Origin of the sequence: Streptomyces sp. NPDC056452, assembly GCF_042796085.1 — a bacterium.
In the GTDB taxonomy this organism is placed as follows: Bacteria; Actinomycetota; Actinomycetes; order Streptomycetales; family Streptomycetaceae; genus Streptomyces.
This window is the reverse complement of the sequence record NZ_JBHTRI010000022.1, coordinates 95,978-115,397: the sequence shown is the minus strand read 5'-3', so window position 1 is coordinate 115,397 and position 19,420 is coordinate 95,978. Positions and strand designations below refer to the sequence as shown.

Here is a 19,420-nt window from a genome sequence, read left to right as displayed (position 1 = left end):
AAACATTCACGACCGCTCTAACTTCATCGCGTCGTACTTCGTACGTCATATATGAGACGCGATACGCGAGATGCGAGAGCCCTTCACCCATGACCTTTGCGCCCACCCCGATCCCCTCCCGGACCCAGTACGTGCTGGAGGCGATCAAGCACGCCATCCTGACCGCGCAGCTGAGACCGGGGCAGGCGCTCGTCGAGACGGAGCTCGCCGCGCAGTTCGGGGTGTCGAAGACTCCTGTACGTGAGGCGCTGAAGACGCTCGCCGGTACGGGACTCGTCGTCATGAGCCAGTACAAGGGCGCCACCGTGCGACTCGTCGACGCGACCATGGCGCGGGAGGTGTACGACGTGCGCCTGCTCCTGGAGCCCGAGGCGCTGCGCCGCTCCATCACCCGCAAGGCCTCGCTCGACGCCGCACAGGAGGCACTGGAGCGCTCCGACTCGGCGGTCGACAAGGCCGACAGGTCCCTCGCGAACCGGGACTTCCACCGCGCGCTCTACCTGCCCTGCGGCAACCCGCTGCTCTCCCGGATGCTCGACGAGATCCGCGACCAGGCCGCCCTCGTGTCGACCGTGGCCTGGTCGGCCATCCCCTCGTGGGAGCGGGAGGCGGCCGAACACCGGGAGATCCTGCGGCTCGCCCTCGCGGACGACGCGGCGGCGGCGGCCGGGGCTCTGCACGACCACATCGCGTCGTTCGTGCGCCGCGCCTTCCCCGACGACGAAGACGGGGGTGACGCGGCGTGAACAACCAGCTGGAGCTCAACCACCAGCACCTCGACGAAAGGCCAGTCCGCATGGACCTCACCCCGCTGAAGGCGGCCCTCGCAGACGTTGTGGCGATCCCGGTGACCCCGTTCGCCGAGGACGGGAGCATCGACACGACGGCGCACCGCGCCCTGCTGCGACGGCTCCTCGACGGCGGCGTCCGCATCGTCACCCCGAACGGCAACACCGGGGAGTTCTACGCGCTGACCCCCGACGAGCGGCGCACCGTCACCGAGCTGACCATCGACGAGGCGGGCGGCCGTGCCACCGTCCTCGTGGGCGTCGGACATGACGTACCGACCGCCGTGGCCGCCGCCGAGCACGCCAGGGACTCCGGCGCCGAGATGGTGATGGTGCACCAGCCCGTGCACCCCTACATCTCGCAGGAGGGCTGGATCGACTACCACCGGGCCATCGCCGAGGCCGTTCCGGAGCTCGGTGTCGTCCCGTACATCCGCAATCCACTCCTCGCCGGCGACCGCCTCGCCGAACTCGCGGACAGCTGCCCCAACGTCATCGGCGTGAAGTACGCCGTCCCGGACGCCGCCCGCTTCGGGGCCTTCGCCCGGGACGCCGGCCTGGAACGCTTCGTCTGGGTCGCGGGACTCGCCGAGCTGTACGCACCCTCCTACTTCGCCACCGGCGCCACCGGATTCACCTCCGGCCTCGTCAACGTCGCCCCCGGTGTCTCGCTGGCCATGCTGGGGGCACTGCGGGCGGGCGACTACGCGGCGGCGATGAAGGTCTGGGAACAGATCCGCCGCTTCGAGGACCTGCGCGCCGACCGGCAGTCCGCCAACAACGTGACCGTCGTCAAGGAGGCCCTGGCCGCACTCGGGCTCTGCCGCCGCGACGTCCGCGCACCGAGCAGGGTCCTGCCCGAGGCGCAGCGCGCCGAGGTCGCCGACCTGGTCGCAGGGTGGTCCATATGACAGGTACCGAGGGCACGCGCATCACTCCCGAGGAACTGCGCAGCCACCAGTGGTACGGAACGGACGGGCTCCGCTCGTTCAGCCACCGCGCCCGCACCCGCCAGCTCGGCTACCTCCCCGAGGAGCACCTGGGCAAGCCGGTCATCGCGATCCTCAACACCTGGTCCGACATCAACCCCTGCCACGTCCACCTGCGCGACCGCGCGCAGGCGGTCAAGCGGGGCGTCTGGCAGGCGGGCGGCTTCCCGCTCGAGTTCCCGGTCTCCACACTCTCGGAGACCTTCCAGAAGCCGACCCCGATGCTCTACCGCAACATGCTGGCGATGGAGACGGAGGAGCTGCTGCGCTCCTACCCCGTCGACGGCGCCGTGCTGCTGGGCGGCTGCGACAAGTCGACGCCCGCGCTCCTCATGGGCGCGGCCTCCGTCGACCTGCCGACCGTGTTCGTGCCGGCCGGGCCGATGCTGCCGGGCCACTGGCGCAACGAAGTGCTCGGCTCCGGTACGGACATGTGGAAGTACTGGGACGACAAGCGGGCCGGGCTCATCGGTGACTGCGAAATGGCCGAGCTGGAGAACGGGCTCGCCCGTTCGCCCGGCCACTGCATGACGATGGGCACCGCGTCGACCCTGACGGCCGCCGCCGAGGCGCTGGGCGTCACGGTTCCGGGCGCCTCGTCCATCCCGGCCGTCGACTCCGGTCACGACCGGATGGCGGCGCAGTCCGGGCTCCGGATCGTCGAACTGGTGTGGCAGCAGCTCACGTTGTCGAAGATCCTCACCGCCGACGCCTACGAGGACGCCGTCGCCACCGTTCTCGCGCTCGGCGGCTCCACCAACGCCGTCATCCACCTCACCGCGATGGCCGGCCGGTCCGGGGTGAAGCTCACCCTGGACGACTTCGACCGCATCGCCCGCACCGTCCCGGTCCTCGCCAACCTCCGCCCCGGCGGCAAGTACCTGATGGAGGACTTCCACTTCGCCGGCGGACTGCCCGGATTCCTGGCCCGGCTCACCGACGTACTGCATCTGGACCGTCCCACCGTCTCGCACACCACGCTGCGCGAACAGCTCGACGGGGCGCTGGTGCACAACACCGACGTCATCCGCGAGCGGGACAACCCCCTGGCCGAGGAGGGCGGCGTGGCGGTGCTGCGCGGCAACCTCTGCCCCGACGGCGCGGTCATCAAGCACATCGCCGCCGAGCCCCACCTGCTGCGCCACACCGGTCCCGCGGTCGTCTTCGACGACTACAAGGAGATGCAGCGCACCATCAACGACCCGGCCCTGGCCCTCACCCCGGACCATGTGCTGGTGCTGCGCAACGCCGGGCCCAAGGGCGGCCCCGGCATGCCCGAGTACGGCATGCTGCCGATCCCGGACTACCTGCTGAAGCAGGGCGTGCGGGACATGGTCCGGATCTCCGACGCCCGGATGAGCGGCACCAGTTACGGGGCGTGCGTGCTGCACATCGCGCCCGAGTCGTTCGTCGGCGGGCCCCTCGCCCTGGTGCGCACCGGTGACCTGATCACCCTGGACGTCGAGGCGCGCCTGCTCCACCTCGATGTTCCCGACGAGGAGCTGGAGCTGCGCAGGGCCCGGTGGACACCGCCGCCCGCACGGTACGGGCGCGGCTACGGGGCGCTCTACCAGGACCAGATCACCCAGGCCGACACCGGATGCGACTTCGCGTTCCTGGCGCGGCAGGGAGAAGTGCCCGACCCGTACGCGGGCTGAAACCGGGCTAAGAGAATTCCGCGCACCGATCCGTTCGGCACACCGAACGACATGCGGTAAGCGCTTGCACGACACACGCACCACCGCACGGCACGAGCACCACCGCACGGCACATCCAGCACTTCCCAGAGATCGGAGACGTGTCATGGCCCAATCCGCAGCCGTGGCCACACCGCCGCCCAAGGTGCCCCGGCGCCGCTCGGCGAGCCCCCGCCGCCTGCCGTATCTGCTGATAGCGCCCGCGGGCCTGCTGATGCTGGGCTTCATCGCCTATCCGGTGATCAGCGTCTTCTACTACAGCCTGCAGAACTACAACGTCACCAAGCCGTGGCGGAACGGCTTCGCCGGTTTCGACAACTTCACCCGCATCTTCACCGAGGACGAGCAGTTCTGGCCGACGCTCGGCTTCAGCGCCCAATGGGTCTTCACCCAGGTCACGTTGCAGCTCGCACTCGGTCTCGCACTCGCCCTGATCGTCAACCAGAGCTTCATCGGCCGCGGCATCTCGCGCGCCATGGTCTTCTCGCCCTGGGCCGTCTCCGGGGTGCTGACCAGCACCATCTGGATCCTGCTCTACAACTCCTCGACCGGCTTCAGCCGCTATCTCGCGGACGCCGGGATCGGCGAGTACGGCACCTCGGTGCTCTCCGACACCGGGACCGTCTTCTGGGCGGCGACCGTCTCCGAACTCTGGCGCGGTGTCCCCTTCTTCGCCATCCTCATCCTCGCCGACCTGCAGTCCGTCTCGAAGGAGCTGTACGAGGCGGCATCGGTCGACGGCGCGGGCAGGCTGCGGCAGTTCTTCCACATCACCCTCCCGCACCTGCGGGACGCGATCATCCTCGCCACGCTGCTGCGCGGTGTCTGGGAGTTCAACAACGTCGACCTCCTCTACACCCTCACCGGCGGCGGACCGGCCGGCGAAACCACCACCCTGCCGCTCTATGTCGCCAATACCGGTATCGAGGGCCACGACTTCGGCTACGCCTCGGCGCTCACCACCGTCGCCTTCGTGATCCTCCTCTTCTGCTCGATCGTCTATCTGCGCCTGAGCAAGTTCGGAGGCGACCACAAGTGACTGCCGCACTCGCAGAGAAGAACAGCGCCCCGGGACGGTCTGTGCGACACAGCGCCCCGCCGCCCTCCTCGACCCGCCGCCCCAAGCGCGAGCGTGCCTTCGACGACGTACCGCGCTGGCAGATCTACGTGCCGCTCGGCATCTACCTGCTCTTCACGCTCATCCCCTTCTACTGGATGTTCCTGTTCGCCGTACGGCCCGCCGGCTCCACCTCGCTGGTGCCCTGGCCGATGACGGGGGAGCACTTCTCCAAGGTCTGGAACGAGCGGAGCTTCGCGCTCTTCTTCCAGAACAGCATGATCGTCGGCATCTGCACGCTGTTCGCCACGACCCTGGTCGCGCTGGCCGGCGGCTATGCCCTGGCCCGGTTCAACTTCAAGATCAAGAGCGCGTTCATGCTGGCGCTGCTCTGCTCGCAGTTCATCCCGGGCGCGCTGATGCTCGTACCGCTCTTCGAGATCTTCAAGAACCTCCAGATGATCAACTCCCTCGGGAGCGTCGTCATCGCGGAGACCGTCTTCCAGCTGCCCCTGTCGATCATCCTGATCAGCGGCTTCATCAAGAACGTGCCGGTCTCCCTGGAAGAGGCCGCCTGGGTGGACGGCTGCTCGCGCTTCAGGGCCTTCTGCGCGGTCGTCCTGCCGCTGCTGCGCCCCGGACTGATAGCCGTCGGCTCCTTCGCCTTCGTCCACAGCTGGAACCACTTCCTGTTCGCCCTGATGTTCCTCAGCGAGCAGGACAAGCAGACGATCCCGGTCGGCCTGAACACCCTGATCGGCGCCGACAGCGTCGACCTGGGGGCGCTGGCCGCGGGCGGTGTCATCGCCGCCGTGCCCGTGGTGATCGTCTTCGCCTTCATCCAGAAGTGGCTGATCACCGGCTTCAGCGCCGGCGCAGTGAAGGGCTGACGGACATGACCCCACGCCTCCGCCCCCGCGCCGCGCGCCGCGCCGCCGCCGCGCTCGCCCTGCTCCTCGGCAGCCTGGCCCTCCAGCCGGGCGCCGAGGCCGCGACCCCGGCACCGGCGGCGCAGCCGCCCGCCGCGGACCGCGACCTCGGCCGCGAGGTCCTCGCCGCCGACGACGGCTGGGCCGCCGAAGGCACCGGGACCACCGGTGGCTCGGCCGCCGACGACGCCCACGTCTTCACCGTGCGCACCAGGGCCCAGCTCGTCGCCGCGCTCGACGGCGGCAGCTCCGTCCCCAAGATCATCCGTGTCGCCGGGACCATCGACGCGAACACCGACGACCGGGGACGGCGGCTGGACTGCGCCGACTACGCCACCGACGGCTACGCCCTCGACGCGTACCTCGCCGCCTACGACCCCCGTACCTGGGGCGGCGCCAAGCCCGCGGGACCCCAGGAGGACGCCCGCAAGGCGTCCGCCGCCCGCCAGGCGGAGCGCGTGGAGCTGCTCGTCGGCTCCCACACCACGCTCGTCGGCGTGGGCCGCAGCGGCGTGCTCAAGGGCGCGAGCCTCCAGGTCAAGGACGCCGACAACGTCATCGTCCGCAACCTCGAACTCCGCGACGCCTACGACTGCTTCCCGGCCTGGCAGCCCAACACCGGCGGACTCGGCGACTGGAAGACCGCGTACGACACCCTGTGGCTGCGCGGCGCCACCCACGTCTGGGTCGACCACGTCACCGCGAGTGACAAGGGCCACCCGGACGACCGCGAACCCACCTACTTCGGACGCAACTTCCTGCGCCACGACGGGCTCCTCGACATCACCAACGGCGCCGACCTCGTCACCGTCTCCTGGAGCCGGTTCGCCGACCACGACAAGGCGATCCTCATCGGCAACGGCGACGGCGTCACCACCGACCGCGGCAAACTCCGCGTCACCCTGCACCACAACGAGTTCCACTCCGTCGTCCAGCGCGCGCCCCGCGTCCGCTTCGGCCAGGTCCACCTCTACAACAACCGCTACGTCATCCCCGGGGAGGGCGACTACCGCTACTCCCTCGGAGTCTCGACCGAGTCCCGGATCGTCGCCGAGAACAACTCCTTCGAGAGCCCCGGCCACGTGGAGGTCGCCGACCTGCTGAAGAGCTGGAACGGCAGCGCCCTCACCCAGCGCGGCACGGTGTTCAACGGCTTCCCCGTCGACCTGGTCTCCATCTACAACGCCTACAACTCCGGCAGCGAGACCGACCTCGCCACCGACACCGGCTGGACACCCACCCTGCACGGCCGGGTCGACAGCGCCGAACGCGCCGCCGCCGACGTCGCCCGCGAGGCCGGAGCGGGGAGGGCCCGATGACCACGACACCGCTGACCGTCGTCCTCGCGGGCGCCCGGGGCCACGGCCGCTGGCACCTCGCCAACCTCCGCCGCCTGCAGCACCAGGGTCTCGTCAGACTGGCCGGGATCTGCGAACTGAACCCGCTGACCGACGGCGAACTCGACGCGTTCGCCGGAGAGATGCCCGAGCAGTCCGCCGACTTCGGTGCGCTCCTGGACTCCACCGGGGCCCGCGCCGCCATCATCTGCACCCCCATCCCGACCCACACCGCGCTGGCCCTGACGGCGGCGGCCCGCGGTGTGCACCTCCTCCTGGAGAAGCCGCCCGCCGCGACCTGGGCCGACTACGCCCGCATGGCCGACGGTGTACGGGAAGCCGGCATCGCCTGCCAGGTCGGCTTCCAGTCCTTCGGCTCGCACGCCGTGCCCGCCATCAAGGAACTCGTACGCTCCGGAGCCATCGGGAACGTACGCGGCATCGGCGCCGCCGGCGCCTGGGTCCGCGACGACGCCTACTTCCGGCGGGCGCCCTGGGCCGGCCGCCGCACCCTGGGCGGCACGGACGTGGTCGACGGTGTGCTGACCAACCCGTTGGCACACGCCCTCGCCACGGCGCTCGAACTCGCCGACCGGGGCACCGCCGAGGACGTGGCGTCCATCGAGACCGAGCTGTTCCGGGCCCATGACATCGAGGCGGACGACACCAGCTGCGTCCGCGTCACCACCACGGACGGGCTGCCGGTCACCGCCGCGGTCACCCTCTGTGCCGAACAGGCCGGGGAGCCCTATGTGATCGTCCACGGCGACCGGGGGCGCATCACCTTCTGGTACAAGCAGGACCGGGTCCTCGTCCAGCGCGCGGGACACGGTCCCGAGGAAGCCGTGCACGGGCGGACCGACCTCCTGGAGAACCTCGTCGACCACCTGGAGCGGGGCACCGACCTGCTCGTACCGCCCCACCGCACCGGCGCGTTCATGCGGGTCGTCGAGGCCGTGCGCACCGCCCCCGAACCCACCGCGCTGCCCGCCGGCGCCTGGGTCACCCGGCCCGCCGAGACCGGTGGCGGGGTGCGGCGCATCGTGCGCGGCATCGACGCCGTGGTCGCCGCGGGGGCCGACACCCTCACCCTCTTCTCCGAACTAGGCGCCCCCTGGGCGCAACCCAGCGAGGTGAGCACACCGTGACCACCGCACTCCTCAGCTGCGCCGGACGCCCCGTAGGCCGCTACAGCTACCGGCCCGGGACGGACAGCCGCCCCTACCTCCACCCCGTCACCACCCTGGCGGGCACCCCCGTCACCGAGGAACGCCCGGCCGACCACATCCACCACCTGGGCGCCTCCGTCGCCGTCCCCGACGTGGCCGGGCACAACTTCTGGGGCGGGCGCACCTACGTCCGCGACCAGGGCCCCACCGAGCTCGACAACCACGGGGTCCAGCGCCACCTCGGCTGGAAGCTCCGCGACCCGGACGGCTTCGTGGAGGAGCTCAGCTGGGAGGCCGACGGCACCGAGCTGCTGCGCGAGCACCGCACCGTCGCCGTCAGCGAACTCACCGACACCGCCTGGGCGCTGGACTTCTCCTTCTCGCTGACCAACCGGGGCAGCACGGACCTCTCCATCGGCAGCCCCGCCACCAACGGCCGGCCCGGCGCCGGATACGGCGGCTTCTTCTGGCGCGCCCCCAAGGAACCCACCGCGCCCGGTGTGTTCAGCGGCACCCTCGACGGTGAGGAGGCGGTGCACGGCAGGGCCGCCGACTGGCTGGCGCTGACCGGTGACGGCTGGACCCTCGTCTTCGCCGGGGCGACCGACGAGACGCGGCGCGACCCGTGGTTTGTACGGACCACCGAGTACCCGGGCGTCGGATCCTCCCTCGCCGCGGACCGGCGGCTCCCCGTCGCAGCCGGTGCCACCGTCGTACGCCGGGTCGTCACCGTCATCGCCGACGGCACGCTCGACCGGGAGACCGCCGCCGGCTACGTCCGCAAGGTGGCGACCGCATGAGCCGACCCTGGACCGCGGACCTCGGCAACGGCACGTACCGCAACCCCGTCCTGAACTCCGACTGGTCCGACCCGGACGTCGTACGGGTCGGCGACGACTACTACCTCACCGCGTCCAGCTTCGGCCGGGTCCCCGGACTGCCCCTGCTGCACTCGCGCGACCTCGTCAACTGGTCCCTCATCGGCCACGCGCTCGAACGCCTCGAACCGGCCGCCGACTTCGCGGTTCCCCGCCACGACTGCGGGGTGTGGGCCCCCTCGCTGCGGCACCACGCCGGACGCTTCTGGATCTTCTGGGGCGACCCCGACCACGGGATCCAGCAGATCAACGCCGAGGACATCCGCGGCCCGTGGAGCGCCCCGCACCTCGTCAAGGCCGGGAAGGGACTCATCGACGCCTGCCCCCTGTGGGACGAGGAGAGCGGCGAGGCCTACCTCGTGCACGCCTGGGCCAAGTCCCGCTCCGGTATCAAGAACCGGCTCACCGGCCACCGGATGAGCCCCGACGGACGCGAGCTGCTCGACGAGGGCAAGACCCTCGTCGACGCCGACACGATCCCCGGCTGGTTCACCCTGGAAGGGCCCAAGCTCTACCGCCACGACGGGTACTTCTGGATCCTCGCCCCGGCCGGCGGGGTGGAGACCGGCTGGCAGGGAGCCTTCCGGTCGCGGGAGTTCTTCGGCCCGTACGAGGAGAAGGTCGTCCTGGCCCAGGGCGGAACCGACGTCAACGGGCCGCACCAGGGCGCCTGGGTGCAGACCGCGGACGGCGGTCCCTCCTCCCACTGGTTCCTGCACTTCCAGTCCCGCGGCGCCTACGGACGGGTGGTCCACCTCCAGCCCATGAGCTGGCCCGCCGACGGCGACGGCTGGCCGGTCATCGGCGACGGGGGAGAACCCGTCGCCGTGCACACCAAGCCCGAGGCGCCCGAACAGCCCGTCGAGGCACCGGCCTCCAGCGACGGCTTCCCCGGCGGACGGTACGGCAGGCAGTGGCAGTGGACGGCGAGCCCCCGGCCCGGCTGGACCGTCGAACACGCCGGGGACGGGCTGCGGCTCAGCTGCGTACGGACCGCCTACGCACACGATCTGCGGGCCCTGCCCAACGTCCTGGTCCAGCGGCTGCCGGCCGAGGAGTTCAGAGTCGAGGTCGACCTCGCGCTGAACAGCCGGGAACCCGGTGCCAACGCCGGACTCGCGGTGCTGGGCGACGCCTTCAGCTGGATCGGGCTGGAGGCCGGGGACGACGGGACGGCCCGGCTCGTCCACCGCTACGCCGAGTCCGTCGCCGAACACGAACGGGACGCCGAGCACCCCCGCGCGGCCCCCGAGGGACGGGTCCGGATCGGCATCGAGGTCACCACGGGGGCCCGCTGCCGCTTCTTCGCCGACACGGGTGACGGATTGCGGCCCTCGGGCCAGGTCTTCGCCGCCACACCCTGGCGCTGGGTGGGCGCCCTGCTCGGCCTCTTCGCCACCGCACCGGCCGGGACCGGTCCCGCCGGAACGGCCGCCTTCACCGCTTTCCGTACCAGCGGCTGACCGCACACACCACAGACCACCCCCACGGCAGCCCCCCACTGACGTAACGCACAGCACCTGCGACATCAGCGATTTCACCGACAGAACCGAGAGAGAAGAGCCGACGATGACTATCTCGAAGACGCAGCGGGGGCGCGCCATGGCCGCGATGTCCCTCACGGCGGCACTCGCCCTGACGGCCACCGCGTGCGGTGATGACGGCAGTGGCACCGGCAACGAGGGCAGCGGCAAGGGCGAGATCACCTTCTGGGACAACAACGGTGGTCCGCGCACCGCCATCTGGACCGAGATCATCAAGGACTTCGAGAAGAAGTACCCCGAGATCAAGGTCAAGTACGTCCCGATCCCGATCGCCGACGTCCAGTCCAAGTACGACACGGCGATCGCGGGCGGCGGCCTGCCCGACGTCGGCGGCGTCGGCACCGCGTACCTCGCCAACATCGTGTCGCAGGAAGCCCTTGTGCCGGTCACCGACCGGATCAAGGAGTCGTCGCTGAACGGCAAGCTGGTCGAGGGCATGGTCGACAGCGTCAAGACCGCGGGCGGCCGGGGCGAGGACCTGTACAGCGTGCCGACCTCCGCGAACAACGGTGCGCTCTGGTACCGCACCGACCTGTTCGAGGCGGCGAACCTCGAGGCGCCCACCACCTGGGACAACTTCTACACGGCGGCCGACAAGCTCACCGACGCGAAGAACAACAAGTTCGGCTACACCATCCGCGGCGGCGCCGGCTCCATCGCGCAGGCCCTGGACGCGGTCTACGGCCAGTCCGGCATCACCGAATTCTGGGCCGGCGAGAAGACGACGCTCAACGACCCCAAGAACGTCGCCGCGCTGGAGAAGTACGCCGCCCTCTTCAAGAAGACGACGCCGTCCGCCGACGTCAACAACGACTTCACCAAGATGGTCGCCCAGTGGGACACCGGCACCATCGGCATGCTCAGCCACAACCTCGGTTCCTACCAGGACCACCTGAAGGCACTGGGGGCGGAGAAGTTCGCCGGCATCCCCGCACCGATCGGCGCGGGCGGCACCCGGGTCCAGGTCTCCAACCCGGTCGACGGTCTCGGCCTGTTCCGGGCGAGCGACAACAAGACGGCGGCCTGGAAGTTCATCGAGTTCGCCGCCTCGCACGAGTCGAACAGCAAGTGGAACGAGGCCGCGGGTGCCATCCCGGCCAACACCGACGCGGCCAAGGACCCCTGGATCTCCAAGACCGAGCCGACGGCGCTCGCCGCCAAGGCGCTCACCGACGGCTCCACCAAGATCGTCCAGCTGCCGTACTACCTGCCCGACTGGAACAACATCAGCAAGGCGGACAACGAGCCGGAGTTCCAGAAGCTGCTGCTCGGCAAGGTCACGGCCAAGCAGTTCCTGGACAAGATCGCCGAGGAGCTGAACACCGCCCAGAAGGAGTGGAAGGACCTGGGCCACTGATCCGACCGTCTCGCCACGGCCGGTACCCGATGACCGGGGACCGGCGGCGGTCCGGGTCGCGCCCCGCCGCCGGTCCCTCTCCCCTTGTACGCCAGGCCTTGTACGTCAGGTACGTCAGGTACGTCGAGCACGTCCGGTACGTCGTACGAGTCAGTCGTACGAGAGAGGCAGTCCCGCTGTGTCACTCACCCGCAGGCGGACGGCAGCCGCGCTCCTCGCGCTGCCGCTCGCACTCACCGCCACCCCCGCGCTCGCACACGGCGGCGGGGGCGGGCAACGGTCCAGGACGCTCCACATCGCGGGCGACTCCACGGCCGCCCAGAAGTACGCCGACGCCGCACCCGAGACCGGGTGGGGCATGGCCCTCCCCTTCTTCCTCGGCCGTGGACTCACCGTCTCCAACCACGCGATGAACGGCCGCAGTTCCAAGAGCTTCATCGACGAGGGCCGCCTCACCGCCCTCCTGGAAGGCGTCCGGCCCGGCGATCTCGTCCTCATCCAGTTCGGGCACAACGACGAGAAGACGGAGGACCCGGCCCGCGGCACCGACCCGTACACCACGTACCAGGAGTACCTGCGCCAGTACGTGAAGGGCGCGCGGGCCCGCCGCGCGGAGCCCGTGCTGCTGACCCCGGTGGAGCGACGCCGTTTCGCCGCCGACGCCATCGCCCGGCCCACCCACGGCGAATATCCCGCCGCCATGCGCGCCCTTGCGGCCGAGGAGCGCGTGCCGCTGCTCGACCTCCAGGCGCTCTCCCTCGCCCGCTGGCAGGAACTCGGCCCGGACGGGACCGAGCCCTACTTCAACTGGCTGGAGCCGGGGGAGTCCCCGAACTACCCGGACGGCAAGCAGGACAACACCCACTTCCGGCCCGCGGGCGCGATCGACGTGGCCCGGGCGACCGCCCGTGCCCTCGGCGCGGAACGCGTGCTCGCCCCACGGGACCTGCGCCGTCTCGACGACCGGGTCCCCGTCGAGTGGATCACCTGGCCGCAGGCCTGAACCGCTTCACCACCACCTTCTTCCTCCTCCCGTACGACAGTTAAGGATTCGCCATGCCCGCACGCATGACTCATGCCCGTGCCACCGCCGTGGTGCTGGGCTGCGCCTCGCTGGCCCTCGCCGTGAGCGTCCCCGCCCAGGCGGGGACGCACCACCACGGCAAGGGGATCGAGCGCGCCGTACTTCCCGCAGGCGACGGCTGGGCCGCGGCCGACGGCTCCACCACGGGCGGCTCGCAGGCCACGCCCGACCACATCTACACCGTCACGAACAGAGCCGAGCTCATCGCGGCCTTCGAGGACGCGGGCGACGCCCCCAAGATCATCAGAATCGCCGGCACCGTCCACGGCAACTCCGACGTCAGCGGAACCCCGATCGGCTGCGCGGACTACGAGCAGGACGGCTACACCCTGGAGAAGTACCTCGCGGCCTACGACCCCGCGGTCTGGGGCACGGCCGAGGTCCCGTCGGGTCCGCTGGAGGACGCCCGGGTGGCCTCCGCGAAGCTGCAGGCGGCAGCGGTCAACGTGAACGTCCCCTCCAACACCACCCTCGTCGGCGTCGGCGACGACGCGACGATCATCGGCGCCAGCCTGCAGGTGAAGGGCGTCTCCAACGTCATCATCCGCAACATCGCCTTCGAGGACACCTACGACTGCTTCCCCCAGTGGGACCCCACCGACGGGGAGAAGGGCGCCTGGAACTCCGAGTACGACAACCTCGTCGTCTACGGCTCCACCCACGTCTGGGTCGACCACAACACCTTCAGCGACGGTGACCGGCCCGACGCCGACCAGCCCCTCTACTTCGGCCAGGTGTTCCAGCAGCACGACGGGCTCTTCGACATCGTCCGCGGCGCCGACCTGGTCACCGTGTCGTGGAACGTCCTCAAGGACCACGACAAGACCATGCTCATCGGCAACAGCGACGGCGCCGGGGCGAGCGACCGCGGCAAGCTCCGCGTCACGCTGCACCACAACCTCTTCAAGGACGTGAAGGAGCGCGCGCCCCGCGTCCGCTTCGGCCAGGTCGACTCGTACAACAACCACTTCGTCGCCACCACGGGCAGCGCCTACGGCTACTCGTACGGCATCGGAGCCGAATCCAAGCTCGTCGCCGAGCACAACGCGTTCAGCCTCGGCAGCGGCTTCGACAAGGCCACCATCCTCAAGAAGTGGTCCGAGTCCTCGCTCACCGCAGGCAACAACTACGTCAACGGGCGCAAGACCGACCTGATCGCCGTGCACAACGCGGGCGTGCCCGCCGAGCAGCTCACCGTGGGCGCCGGCTGGACGCCGGAGCTGCGCACGAAGGTCGACCACCCGCTCGTCGTCCCCGTGCTCGTCGCACTCAAGGCCGGAGCGGGCAAGGTCTCCGGCCGCTGACGACGCACATCCGAACCGGCCGGAGCGGCACCGCACTCTCCCCACCACCCCGGGGAGAGCCGCTCCGGCCACTCACTTTCCCCGCCTCGCACGTCAGGAGTACCGCCATGACCAGCAGACGCAGCGCGCTGTCACTGCTCGCCGGCGCGGGCGCCGCCCTCGCCGTCGGCGCCCCCACCGCACACGCCCGGCCCGCGCAGGTCCGCCCGTTCGGCCGCTACGGCTCACCGGCCCGCCGCCTGGACTCCCGCACCCTCTATGTCGACCCGCAGGGCCGGGGCGACCACACCGACGTCCGGTCCGCCGTGGCCGCGGCCACCGGCACCGGACACACCCTGGTGCTCGCCCCCGGCACCTACCGCGGAACGGTCACCGTCCCGGCGGACCGGGCCGGCCTCACCCTCATCGGGGCGAGCGGCGACCCGCGCGACACCGTCATCGTCCACAACAACGCGGCCGGCACCCCCAAGCCCGACGGCCCGGGCACCTACGGCACCAGCGGGTCGGCCACCGTCACGGTCCAGGCCGCCGGCTTCACCGCCCGCGACCTGACCTTCGCCAACGACTGGCTGCGCTCCGACAACCCCGAGTACACCGGAACCCAGGCCGTCGCCATCAAGGTCCAGGGCGACCGTTCGGCGTTCTACGGCTGCCGCTTCCTCGGCCACCAGGACACCCTGTACGCCGACTCGCCCTCCCTGACCGCGTTCGCCCGCCAGTACTACCGCGACTGCTACGTGGAGGGCGACGTCGACTTCGTGTTCGGCCGTGCCACCGCCGTGTACGACCGCTGTCACTTCCGCACCCTGACCCGCACCGACCTCGCGTCGGCCCCGTACGGCTTCGTCTTCGCGCCCAGTACCGCCGGTGCCAACCCGTACGGCTACCTGGTCCTGCGCTCCCGGGTCACCAGCACGGCCCCCGACGCGTACTTCAAACTGGCCCGCCCCTGGGTGCCCTCGTCCGATCTCACCGCACGGCCGATGCTGACCGTCCGCGACAGCCACCTGGGCGCGGGCATCGACGCCGTCACGCCCTACGCCACCATGTCCGCCGGCTTCCCCTGGCAGGACCAGCGCTTCGCCGAGTACCGCAACACCGGCCCGGGCGCCCGCGTCACCGTGCCCGGCAACCGCCCCCAGCTCGCAGCGTCCGAGGCCCGCGCGCACACACCCGCCGACTACCTCGGCGACTGGCGGCCCTGCGTGTGACCGCAGGGCCGGACACGGCTCGGCGCCCCCGCCGGGCCGGGTTCGGGGCCCGGCCCGACGGAGGCACCTCGACTGCCGTTCAGCCCCCAGGGGCCCCTAGTCGTAACTGATGTCCGAGGAGGAGTAGCGGCAGTACGTGCCGTCGGGACCGCTGCCGGTCTCCTTCGGCTCGGCGCCCGTGTTGTTGCCCGTGTAGCGGACGCACGGCTTGATCTTCTTGCTGCTGTCCCCGTGGATCCGCACCGAGCGCAGGGTGGCGGTGTCCCCGTAGTTGGTGTTGATGCCGACCAGGGACTTGCCCGGCACGGTCACATCCACGTCGTTGACGGTGATCGTGCGCTTGTACTGCGTGGAGCAGTTGCCGCAGGACCGGACCAGTTTGCCGAAGTCGGAGACCTGGAACTTCGTGATGGTCAGACTGCCCGCGCCGTTGAACTGGAAGACCTTGTCCGAGGCCTTCCTGGCACCGCCGCCGTTCACCGTGTACACGGCGCCCGACGACGTGCCCTTGAAGGACGCGGCGTCCTCGCCGACGTCCTCCCACCAGACGTTCTGGAGCGTGCAACTGCCGGAGCAGTGAATGCCGTCGGCGGCGGGCGATCCCAGAATGACGTTCTTCAGCGTCGCCCCGTCCTTCAGCTTGAAGATCGGGTCCTGGCCCTCGTCCTGGCCTCCGTCGCCGAGGTCGCCGCTCCCGTAGAAGCGCTTCAGGCCGCCGTCGTACGTCCCCGATACCTCGATGGTCGACGAGACGGCCTGGCTGCCGTTGGCCGTGGGCCAGGCGGGCACCGCGGCGGCGGCGCCGGCCGGCTGGAGCATCACGTTGGTGGCCAGGGCGGCGCCGGTGAGACCCAGTGCCGCGGTGAGCGCGGCTGCCATGCGGCGGCGGCCGGGACGGCGCCGGTGGGTGTGCCGGAGTGCGGCTCGTTCCCTCATGTTCGGTGTTCCGTTCCTCGGTGGTGGGGGAGTGGTGCGCTCCTTGGTCGCCACCGACGCACGGAAGGGTTGCCGTGTACGGATCATTTTCCGGTGCGGACTCCTCGCACCACCAACCCCGGCCGGCCCGGGTGCCTCAGCGGCCGACGGTGAAGCCGCCGCCCACCGAGGCCTGTCCGCCGGCCGCACGGCCCCGCGCCGTGTAGTCGTCACGCCCGGCACTCCGGACGCCTTCGGCGTGGTTGTACTGGCCCGCGAAGGTGTACGTGCCCGCCCGCACGTTCCGTCCGGGCTTCAGCGTCCACCGGTAGACGAGGAAGCCGTCCTCCTGCTGTGCGGAGGCCACGAAGTCCTCCTCCGGAAGGGACCGCCAGGAACCGGTGGTGTTCACCCCGCCGTTCAGCGCGACCCGGAGCTCGACGGCGAGCGCGGTCAGCGGCTGCGTGGTCCTGAGCGTCACATTGCTCTGCGCCCAGTACCTGTTGCTGTGGGGGTCGACCGAACCGTCCGACCACAGCGGCCCGTTCTCGGCGGGCAGCGCACCGCCCCGCTCGGGGGCCGCCGACTCCGGCGCGGGCGCCACGGGTTCACCGGCCACCTGCTGCCCCGGCCGTCCCGTGTCCTGCTTGCCCTGCCCCGCCGAGGTCACGGCGATCGCGCCGACCGCCAGGACCCCGCACACGGCCGCCGTCGCGCCCACGACCCGGAGCCACGGCTTCGGGGCGTGCGGGGCGCGCAGGGGGAGGCGGGCCGGCGGCTCCTCGGCCATGCTCCGCTCGATCCGGGCCAGCATCCGCTCCCGGTCGGGGCGGTGCGAGGCGGCGGCGTGGTGCAGCCGCTCACGCAGGTCGTCGTCCATCAGTGCCTTCCTCCGGTGCGCTGCCCCGCCACGGCCACCTGCTTCTGCGCCGCCGGGGCTTCGGGGCCCAGCAGCCGTTGCAGCTCCGCCACACCGCGCGAGGTCTGGCTCTTCACCGTACCGACCGATATTCCCAGCACCAGCGAGGTGTCCCGCTCCGACAGATCGAAAGCGTGCCGCAGCACCACGCACGCCCGCTTACGGAACGGCAGCCTCCGCAGAGCCCCCTGCACGTCCACCACGGCCGACACATCGGGGTCGTCCACGGCGTATCCGTCCCCGGACCCGCGCGGCGCCCAGAACAGCGCGATCCTGCGGCGCTCTCGCACGGCGCTGCGGATGCGCGTACGGGCCAGGTTGGCGACGACCCCGCGCGCGTACGCGACGGGGTGGTCGGCGCCCCTGACCCGGTCCCACCGGTGCCAGAGGGCCATGAGAGCATCGGCCGCCAGATCGTCCGCCGCGTCGGCCTCACCGGTCAGCAGATGGGCGAGCCGGGCGAGTTCGGCATAGTGCGCCTCGAAGAACGCATGGAACTCGGCGGCAGCAGCATCGTCGACGACTGTGCCCACGGGAACCTCTCTCTGCACTCGGCTCCTTGCGCGATCGAAGGAGCTGTGTACGTTCTCACTTCCGTCCGCGGGGACGAGAGCGTACCAACGCGCACCCCGGAAGCGCTTCGACGAGGGTGCGTAACCAGTAAGGCGTAACACGGCGAAAACCTGAACCCCCTGCGACAGGTGAACAATCCAGCTACCCATCGCGGGTCCTTCACGCACCGAGGAGCACCATGCCGGACACACCCGAATCCACCGTGAACAAGAGCGAGGAATCTCCAGCCCCAGCGGCGACCGCACCCCCGGTGACCGGGCGGAACGCCCTAGACCGCTACTTCTCGATCAGCGCCCGGGGCTCCAGCCTCGGCCGGGAGATACGCGGCGGCTTCGCCACCTTCTTCACGATGGCCTACATCCTGGTTCTCAACCCGATCATCCTCGGCTCGGCCGAGGACAAGTTCGGCGCCCACCTGTCAGGGCCCCAACTCGTCACCGCCACCGCCCTGGTGGCCGCCGTGATGACGGTCATCATGGGCCTCGGCGGCAACCTGCCGCTCGCCATCGCCGCCGGACTCGGCCTCAACGCGGTCGTCGCCTTCCAGATCGCACCCCTGATGAGCTGGCCCGACGCGATGGGGCTCATCGTCATCGAGGGGCTGCTGATCTGCGTCCTGGTGGTCACCGGGCTGCGCGAGGCGGTCATGCTCGCCATTCCGCCCGCCCTCAAGCAGGCCATCAGCGTCGGCATCGGGCTCTTCATCGCCTTCATCGGCTTCATCGACGCGGGTTTCGCCACCCGCATCCCCGGTGAAACCGGCTCCGTGCCCGTCCAGTTGGGCCTCACCGGACACCTCTCCGGCTGGCCGGTCCTGGTCTTCTGCCTCGGTGTGCTGCTCACCGTCGCGCTCCTCGCCCGCAAGGCGAAGGGCGCCATCCTCATCAGCATCGTCGTGATGACCGTCGTGGCCGTCCTCATCAACGAGATCGCCGACATCGCCCCCGCCGCCTGGGGTCTGACCGTGCCCGTGGTTCCCGACGACCTCGTGACCGCCCCGGACTTCGGCCTGATCGGCTCGTTCAGCCTCTTCGGGGCGTTCGAGCAGGTCGGTGTCATCACGATCGTGCTGCTCGTCTTCACGCTGCTGCTCAGCGACTTCTTCGACACGATGGGCACCGTCGTCGGCGTCTCGCACGAGGCGGGCCTCCTCGACGAGGACGGCAAGGTCCCCCACCTCGGCCGGGTCCTGCTCATCGACGGCGCGGCCGCGGTCGCGGGCGGTGCCGCCTCCTCCTCGTCCAACACGTCCTACATCGAGTCCGCGGCCGGTGTCGGCGAGGGGGCCCGCACGGGCTTCGCCTCCCTGGTGACCGGCGGACTCTTCGCCGTGGCGCTCTTCCTCACGCCGCTGGCCACCGTCGTCCCCGCACAGGCCGCGGCGCCCGCACTGATCGCGGTCGGCTTCCTGCTGATGGCCCAGGTCCGGCACATCGACTGGGAGAAGTACGAGATCGCCATCCCGGCCTTCCTGACGATCGCCGTGATGCCCTTCACGTACTCGATCACGAACGGCATCGGGGCGGGCTTCCTGGCCTACGTGGTGATCAAGACCGTTCTCGGCAAAGCCCGGGAGATCCACTGGCTGCTGTGGGGCACCTCGGCGCTGTTCGCGGTGTACTTCGCCATCGACCCGATCGAGCAGCTGCTCGGGGTGAAGTAGCGGGCA

General features: G+C 70.5%; 17 protein-coding genes. 14 read left to right on the top strand and 3 right to left on the bottom strand.

Features of this window, described 5'->3' with window-relative positions; genetic code table 11:
* Window positions 1-89: 89 nt before the first annotated feature.
* The 13 genes from ACFQ6X_RS22250 (at window position 90) to ACFQ6X_RS22190 (ending at window position 15,344) form a co-directional block, all read left to right on the top strand.
* Window positions 90-746 (top strand): GntR family transcriptional regulator, encoded by a 657-nt coding sequence (locus ACFQ6X_RS22250; protein WP_383183942.1) that lies wholly within the window; start codon window positions 90-92, stop codon window positions 744-746.
* Window positions 747-796: 50 nt separating this feature from the next.
* On the top strand, window positions 797-1,699 hold the full coding sequence (locus ACFQ6X_RS22245; protein WP_383184004.1) for a dihydrodipicolinate synthase family protein: 903 nt from the start codon (window positions 797-799) through the stop codon (window positions 1,697-1,699).
* Window positions 1,696-3,435 (top strand): L-arabinonate dehydratase, encoded by a 1,740-nt coding sequence (araD, locus tag ACFQ6X_RS22240; RefSeq protein WP_383183940.1) that lies wholly within the window; start codon window positions 1,696-1,698, stop codon window positions 3,433-3,435. Before ACFQ6X_RS22245 ends, araD begins: the two co-directional genes overlap by 4 nt.
* 145 nt (window positions 3,436-3,580) lie before the next feature.
* Window positions 3,581-4,513, top strand: coding sequence for a carbohydrate ABC transporter permease (locus tag ACFQ6X_RS22235; RefSeq protein ID WP_383183938.1), 933 nt, complete (start codon window positions 3,581-3,583; stop codon window positions 4,511-4,513).
* Window positions 4,510-5,421, top strand: a complete 912-nt coding sequence (locus tag ACFQ6X_RS22230; RefSeq protein WP_383183936.1) for a carbohydrate ABC transporter permease — start codon at window positions 4,510-4,512, stop codon at window positions 5,419-5,421. The genes ACFQ6X_RS22235 and ACFQ6X_RS22230 overlap by 4 nt, the downstream gene beginning before the upstream one ends.
* 5 nt (window positions 5,422-5,426) lie before the next feature.
* Window positions 5,427-6,779: a polysaccharide lyase family 1 protein gene (locus ACFQ6X_RS22225; RefSeq protein ID WP_383183934.1), complete on the top strand. Its 1,353-nt coding sequence runs from the start codon at window positions 5,427-5,429 to the stop codon at window positions 6,777-6,779.
* Window positions 6,776-7,945, top strand: coding sequence for a Gfo/Idh/MocA family protein (locus tag ACFQ6X_RS22220; protein WP_383183932.1), 1,170 nt, complete (start codon window positions 6,776-6,778; stop codon window positions 7,943-7,945). The genes ACFQ6X_RS22225 and ACFQ6X_RS22220 overlap by 4 nt, the downstream gene beginning before the upstream one ends.
* Window positions 7,942-8,766 (top strand): PmoA family protein, encoded by an 825-nt coding sequence (locus ACFQ6X_RS22215; protein WP_383183930.1) that lies wholly within the window; start codon window positions 7,942-7,944, stop codon window positions 8,764-8,766. Before ACFQ6X_RS22220 ends, ACFQ6X_RS22215 begins: the two co-directional genes overlap by 4 nt.
* Window positions 8,763-10,307, top strand: coding sequence for a family 43 glycosylhydrolase (locus tag ACFQ6X_RS22210; RefSeq protein ID WP_383183928.1), 1,545 nt, complete (start codon window positions 8,763-8,765; stop codon window positions 10,305-10,307). Before ACFQ6X_RS22215 ends, ACFQ6X_RS22210 begins: the two co-directional genes overlap by 4 nt.
* Window positions 10,308-10,413: 106 nt before the next feature.
* Window positions 10,414-11,745 (top strand): ABC transporter substrate-binding protein, encoded by a 1,332-nt coding sequence (locus ACFQ6X_RS22205; protein WP_383183926.1) that lies wholly within the window; start codon window positions 10,414-10,416, stop codon window positions 11,743-11,745.
* A gap of 178 nt (window positions 11,746-11,923) precedes the next feature.
* On the top strand, window positions 11,924-12,748 hold the full coding sequence (locus tag ACFQ6X_RS22200; protein WP_383183924.1) for a rhamnogalacturonan acetylesterase: 825 nt from the start codon (window positions 11,924-11,926) through the stop codon (window positions 12,746-12,748).
* A gap of 53 nt (window positions 12,749-12,801) precedes the next feature.
* Window positions 12,802-14,133, top strand: a complete 1,332-nt coding sequence (locus tag ACFQ6X_RS22195; protein WP_383183922.1) for a polysaccharide lyase family 1 protein — start codon at window positions 12,802-12,804, stop codon at window positions 14,131-14,133.
* 107 nt (window positions 14,134-14,240) lie between these two features.
* Window positions 14,241-15,344, top strand: a complete 1,104-nt coding sequence (locus ACFQ6X_RS22190) for a pectinesterase family protein (protein ID WP_383183920.1) — start codon at window positions 14,241-14,243, stop codon at window positions 15,342-15,344.
* 96 nt (window positions 15,345-15,440) lie between these two features.
* Here the strand turns inward: ACFQ6X_RS22190 and ACFQ6X_RS22185 are convergent, their stop codons facing one another.
* From ACFQ6X_RS22185 to ACFQ6X_RS22175, 3 genes are all read right to left on the bottom strand, one after another.
* Window positions 15,441-16,280, bottom strand: a complete 840-nt coding sequence (locus tag ACFQ6X_RS22185) for a pectate lyase (protein WP_383183918.1) — start codon at window positions 16,278-16,280, stop codon at window positions 15,441-15,443.
* Between the two features lie 136 nt (window positions 16,281-16,416).
* Window positions 16,417-17,139 carry a hypothetical protein gene (locus ACFQ6X_RS22180; protein ID WP_383183916.1) on the bottom strand — a complete coding sequence of 241 codons (723 nt, stop codon included), beginning with the start codon at window positions 17,137-17,139 and terminating at the stop codon, window positions 16,417-16,419.
* Window positions 17,139-17,711: a SigE family RNA polymerase sigma factor gene (locus tag ACFQ6X_RS22175; protein WP_383183914.1), complete on the bottom strand. Its 573-nt coding sequence runs from the start codon at window positions 17,709-17,711 to the stop codon at window positions 17,139-17,141. Before ACFQ6X_RS22175 ends, ACFQ6X_RS22180 begins: the two co-directional genes overlap by 1 nt.
* A 218-nt stretch (window positions 17,712-17,929) precedes the next feature.
* Here ACFQ6X_RS22175 and ACFQ6X_RS22170 point away from each other — a divergent pair, with 218 nt between their 5' ends.
* Window positions 17,930-19,414 (top strand): NCS2 family permease, encoded by a 1,485-nt coding sequence (locus ACFQ6X_RS22170; RefSeq protein ID WP_383183912.1) that lies wholly within the window; start codon window positions 17,930-17,932, stop codon window positions 19,412-19,414.
* Window positions 19,415-19,420 lie beyond the last annotated feature (6 nt).

Coding starts and splice junctions, on each gene's coding strand:
- ACFQ6X_RS22235 (WP_383183938.1), top strand. CDS start 3,581: ATGGCCCAATCCGCAGCCGTGGCCACACCGCCGCCCAAGGTGCCCCGG.
- ACFQ6X_RS22190 (WP_383183920.1), top strand. CDS start 14,241: ATGACCAGCAGACGCAGCGCGCTGTCACTGCTCGCCGGCGCGGGCGCC.
- ACFQ6X_RS22170 (WP_383183912.1), top strand. CDS start 17,930: ATGCCGGACACACCCGAATCCACCGTGAACAAGAGCGAGGAATCTCCA.
- ACFQ6X_RS22180 (WP_383183916.1), bottom strand. CDS start 17,139: ATGGACGACGACCTGCGTGAGCGGCTGCACCACGCCGCCGCCTCGCAC.
- ACFQ6X_RS22250 (WP_383183942.1), top strand. CDS start 90: ATGACCTTTGCGCCCACCCCGATCCCCTCCCGGACCCAGTACGTGCTG.
- ACFQ6X_RS22225 (WP_383183934.1), top strand. CDS start 5,427: ATGACCCCACGCCTCCGCCCCCGCGCCGCGCGCCGCGCCGCCGCCGCG.
- ACFQ6X_RS22220 (WP_383183932.1), top strand. CDS start 6,776: ATGACCACGACACCGCTGACCGTCGTCCTCGCGGGCGCCCGGGGCCAC.
- ACFQ6X_RS22195 (WP_383183922.1), top strand. CDS start 12,802: ATGCCCGCACGCATGACTCATGCCCGTGCCACCGCCGTGGTGCTGGGC.
- ACFQ6X_RS22205 (WP_383183926.1), top strand. CDS start 10,414: ATGACTATCTCGAAGACGCAGCGGGGGCGCGCCATGGCCGCGATGTCC.
- ACFQ6X_RS22185 (WP_383183918.1), bottom strand. CDS start 16,280: ATGAGGGAACGAGCCGCACTCCGGCACACCCACCGGCGCCGTCCCGGC.
- ACFQ6X_RS22245 (WP_383184004.1), top strand. CDS start 797: ATGGACCTCACCCCGCTGAAGGCGGCCCTCGCAGACGTTGTGGCGATC.
- araD (WP_383183940.1), top strand. CDS start 1,696: ATGACAGGTACCGAGGGCACGCGCATCACTCCCGAGGAACTGCGCAGC.
- ACFQ6X_RS22210 (WP_383183928.1), top strand. CDS start 8,763: ATGAGCCGACCCTGGACCGCGGACCTCGGCAACGGCACGTACCGCAAC.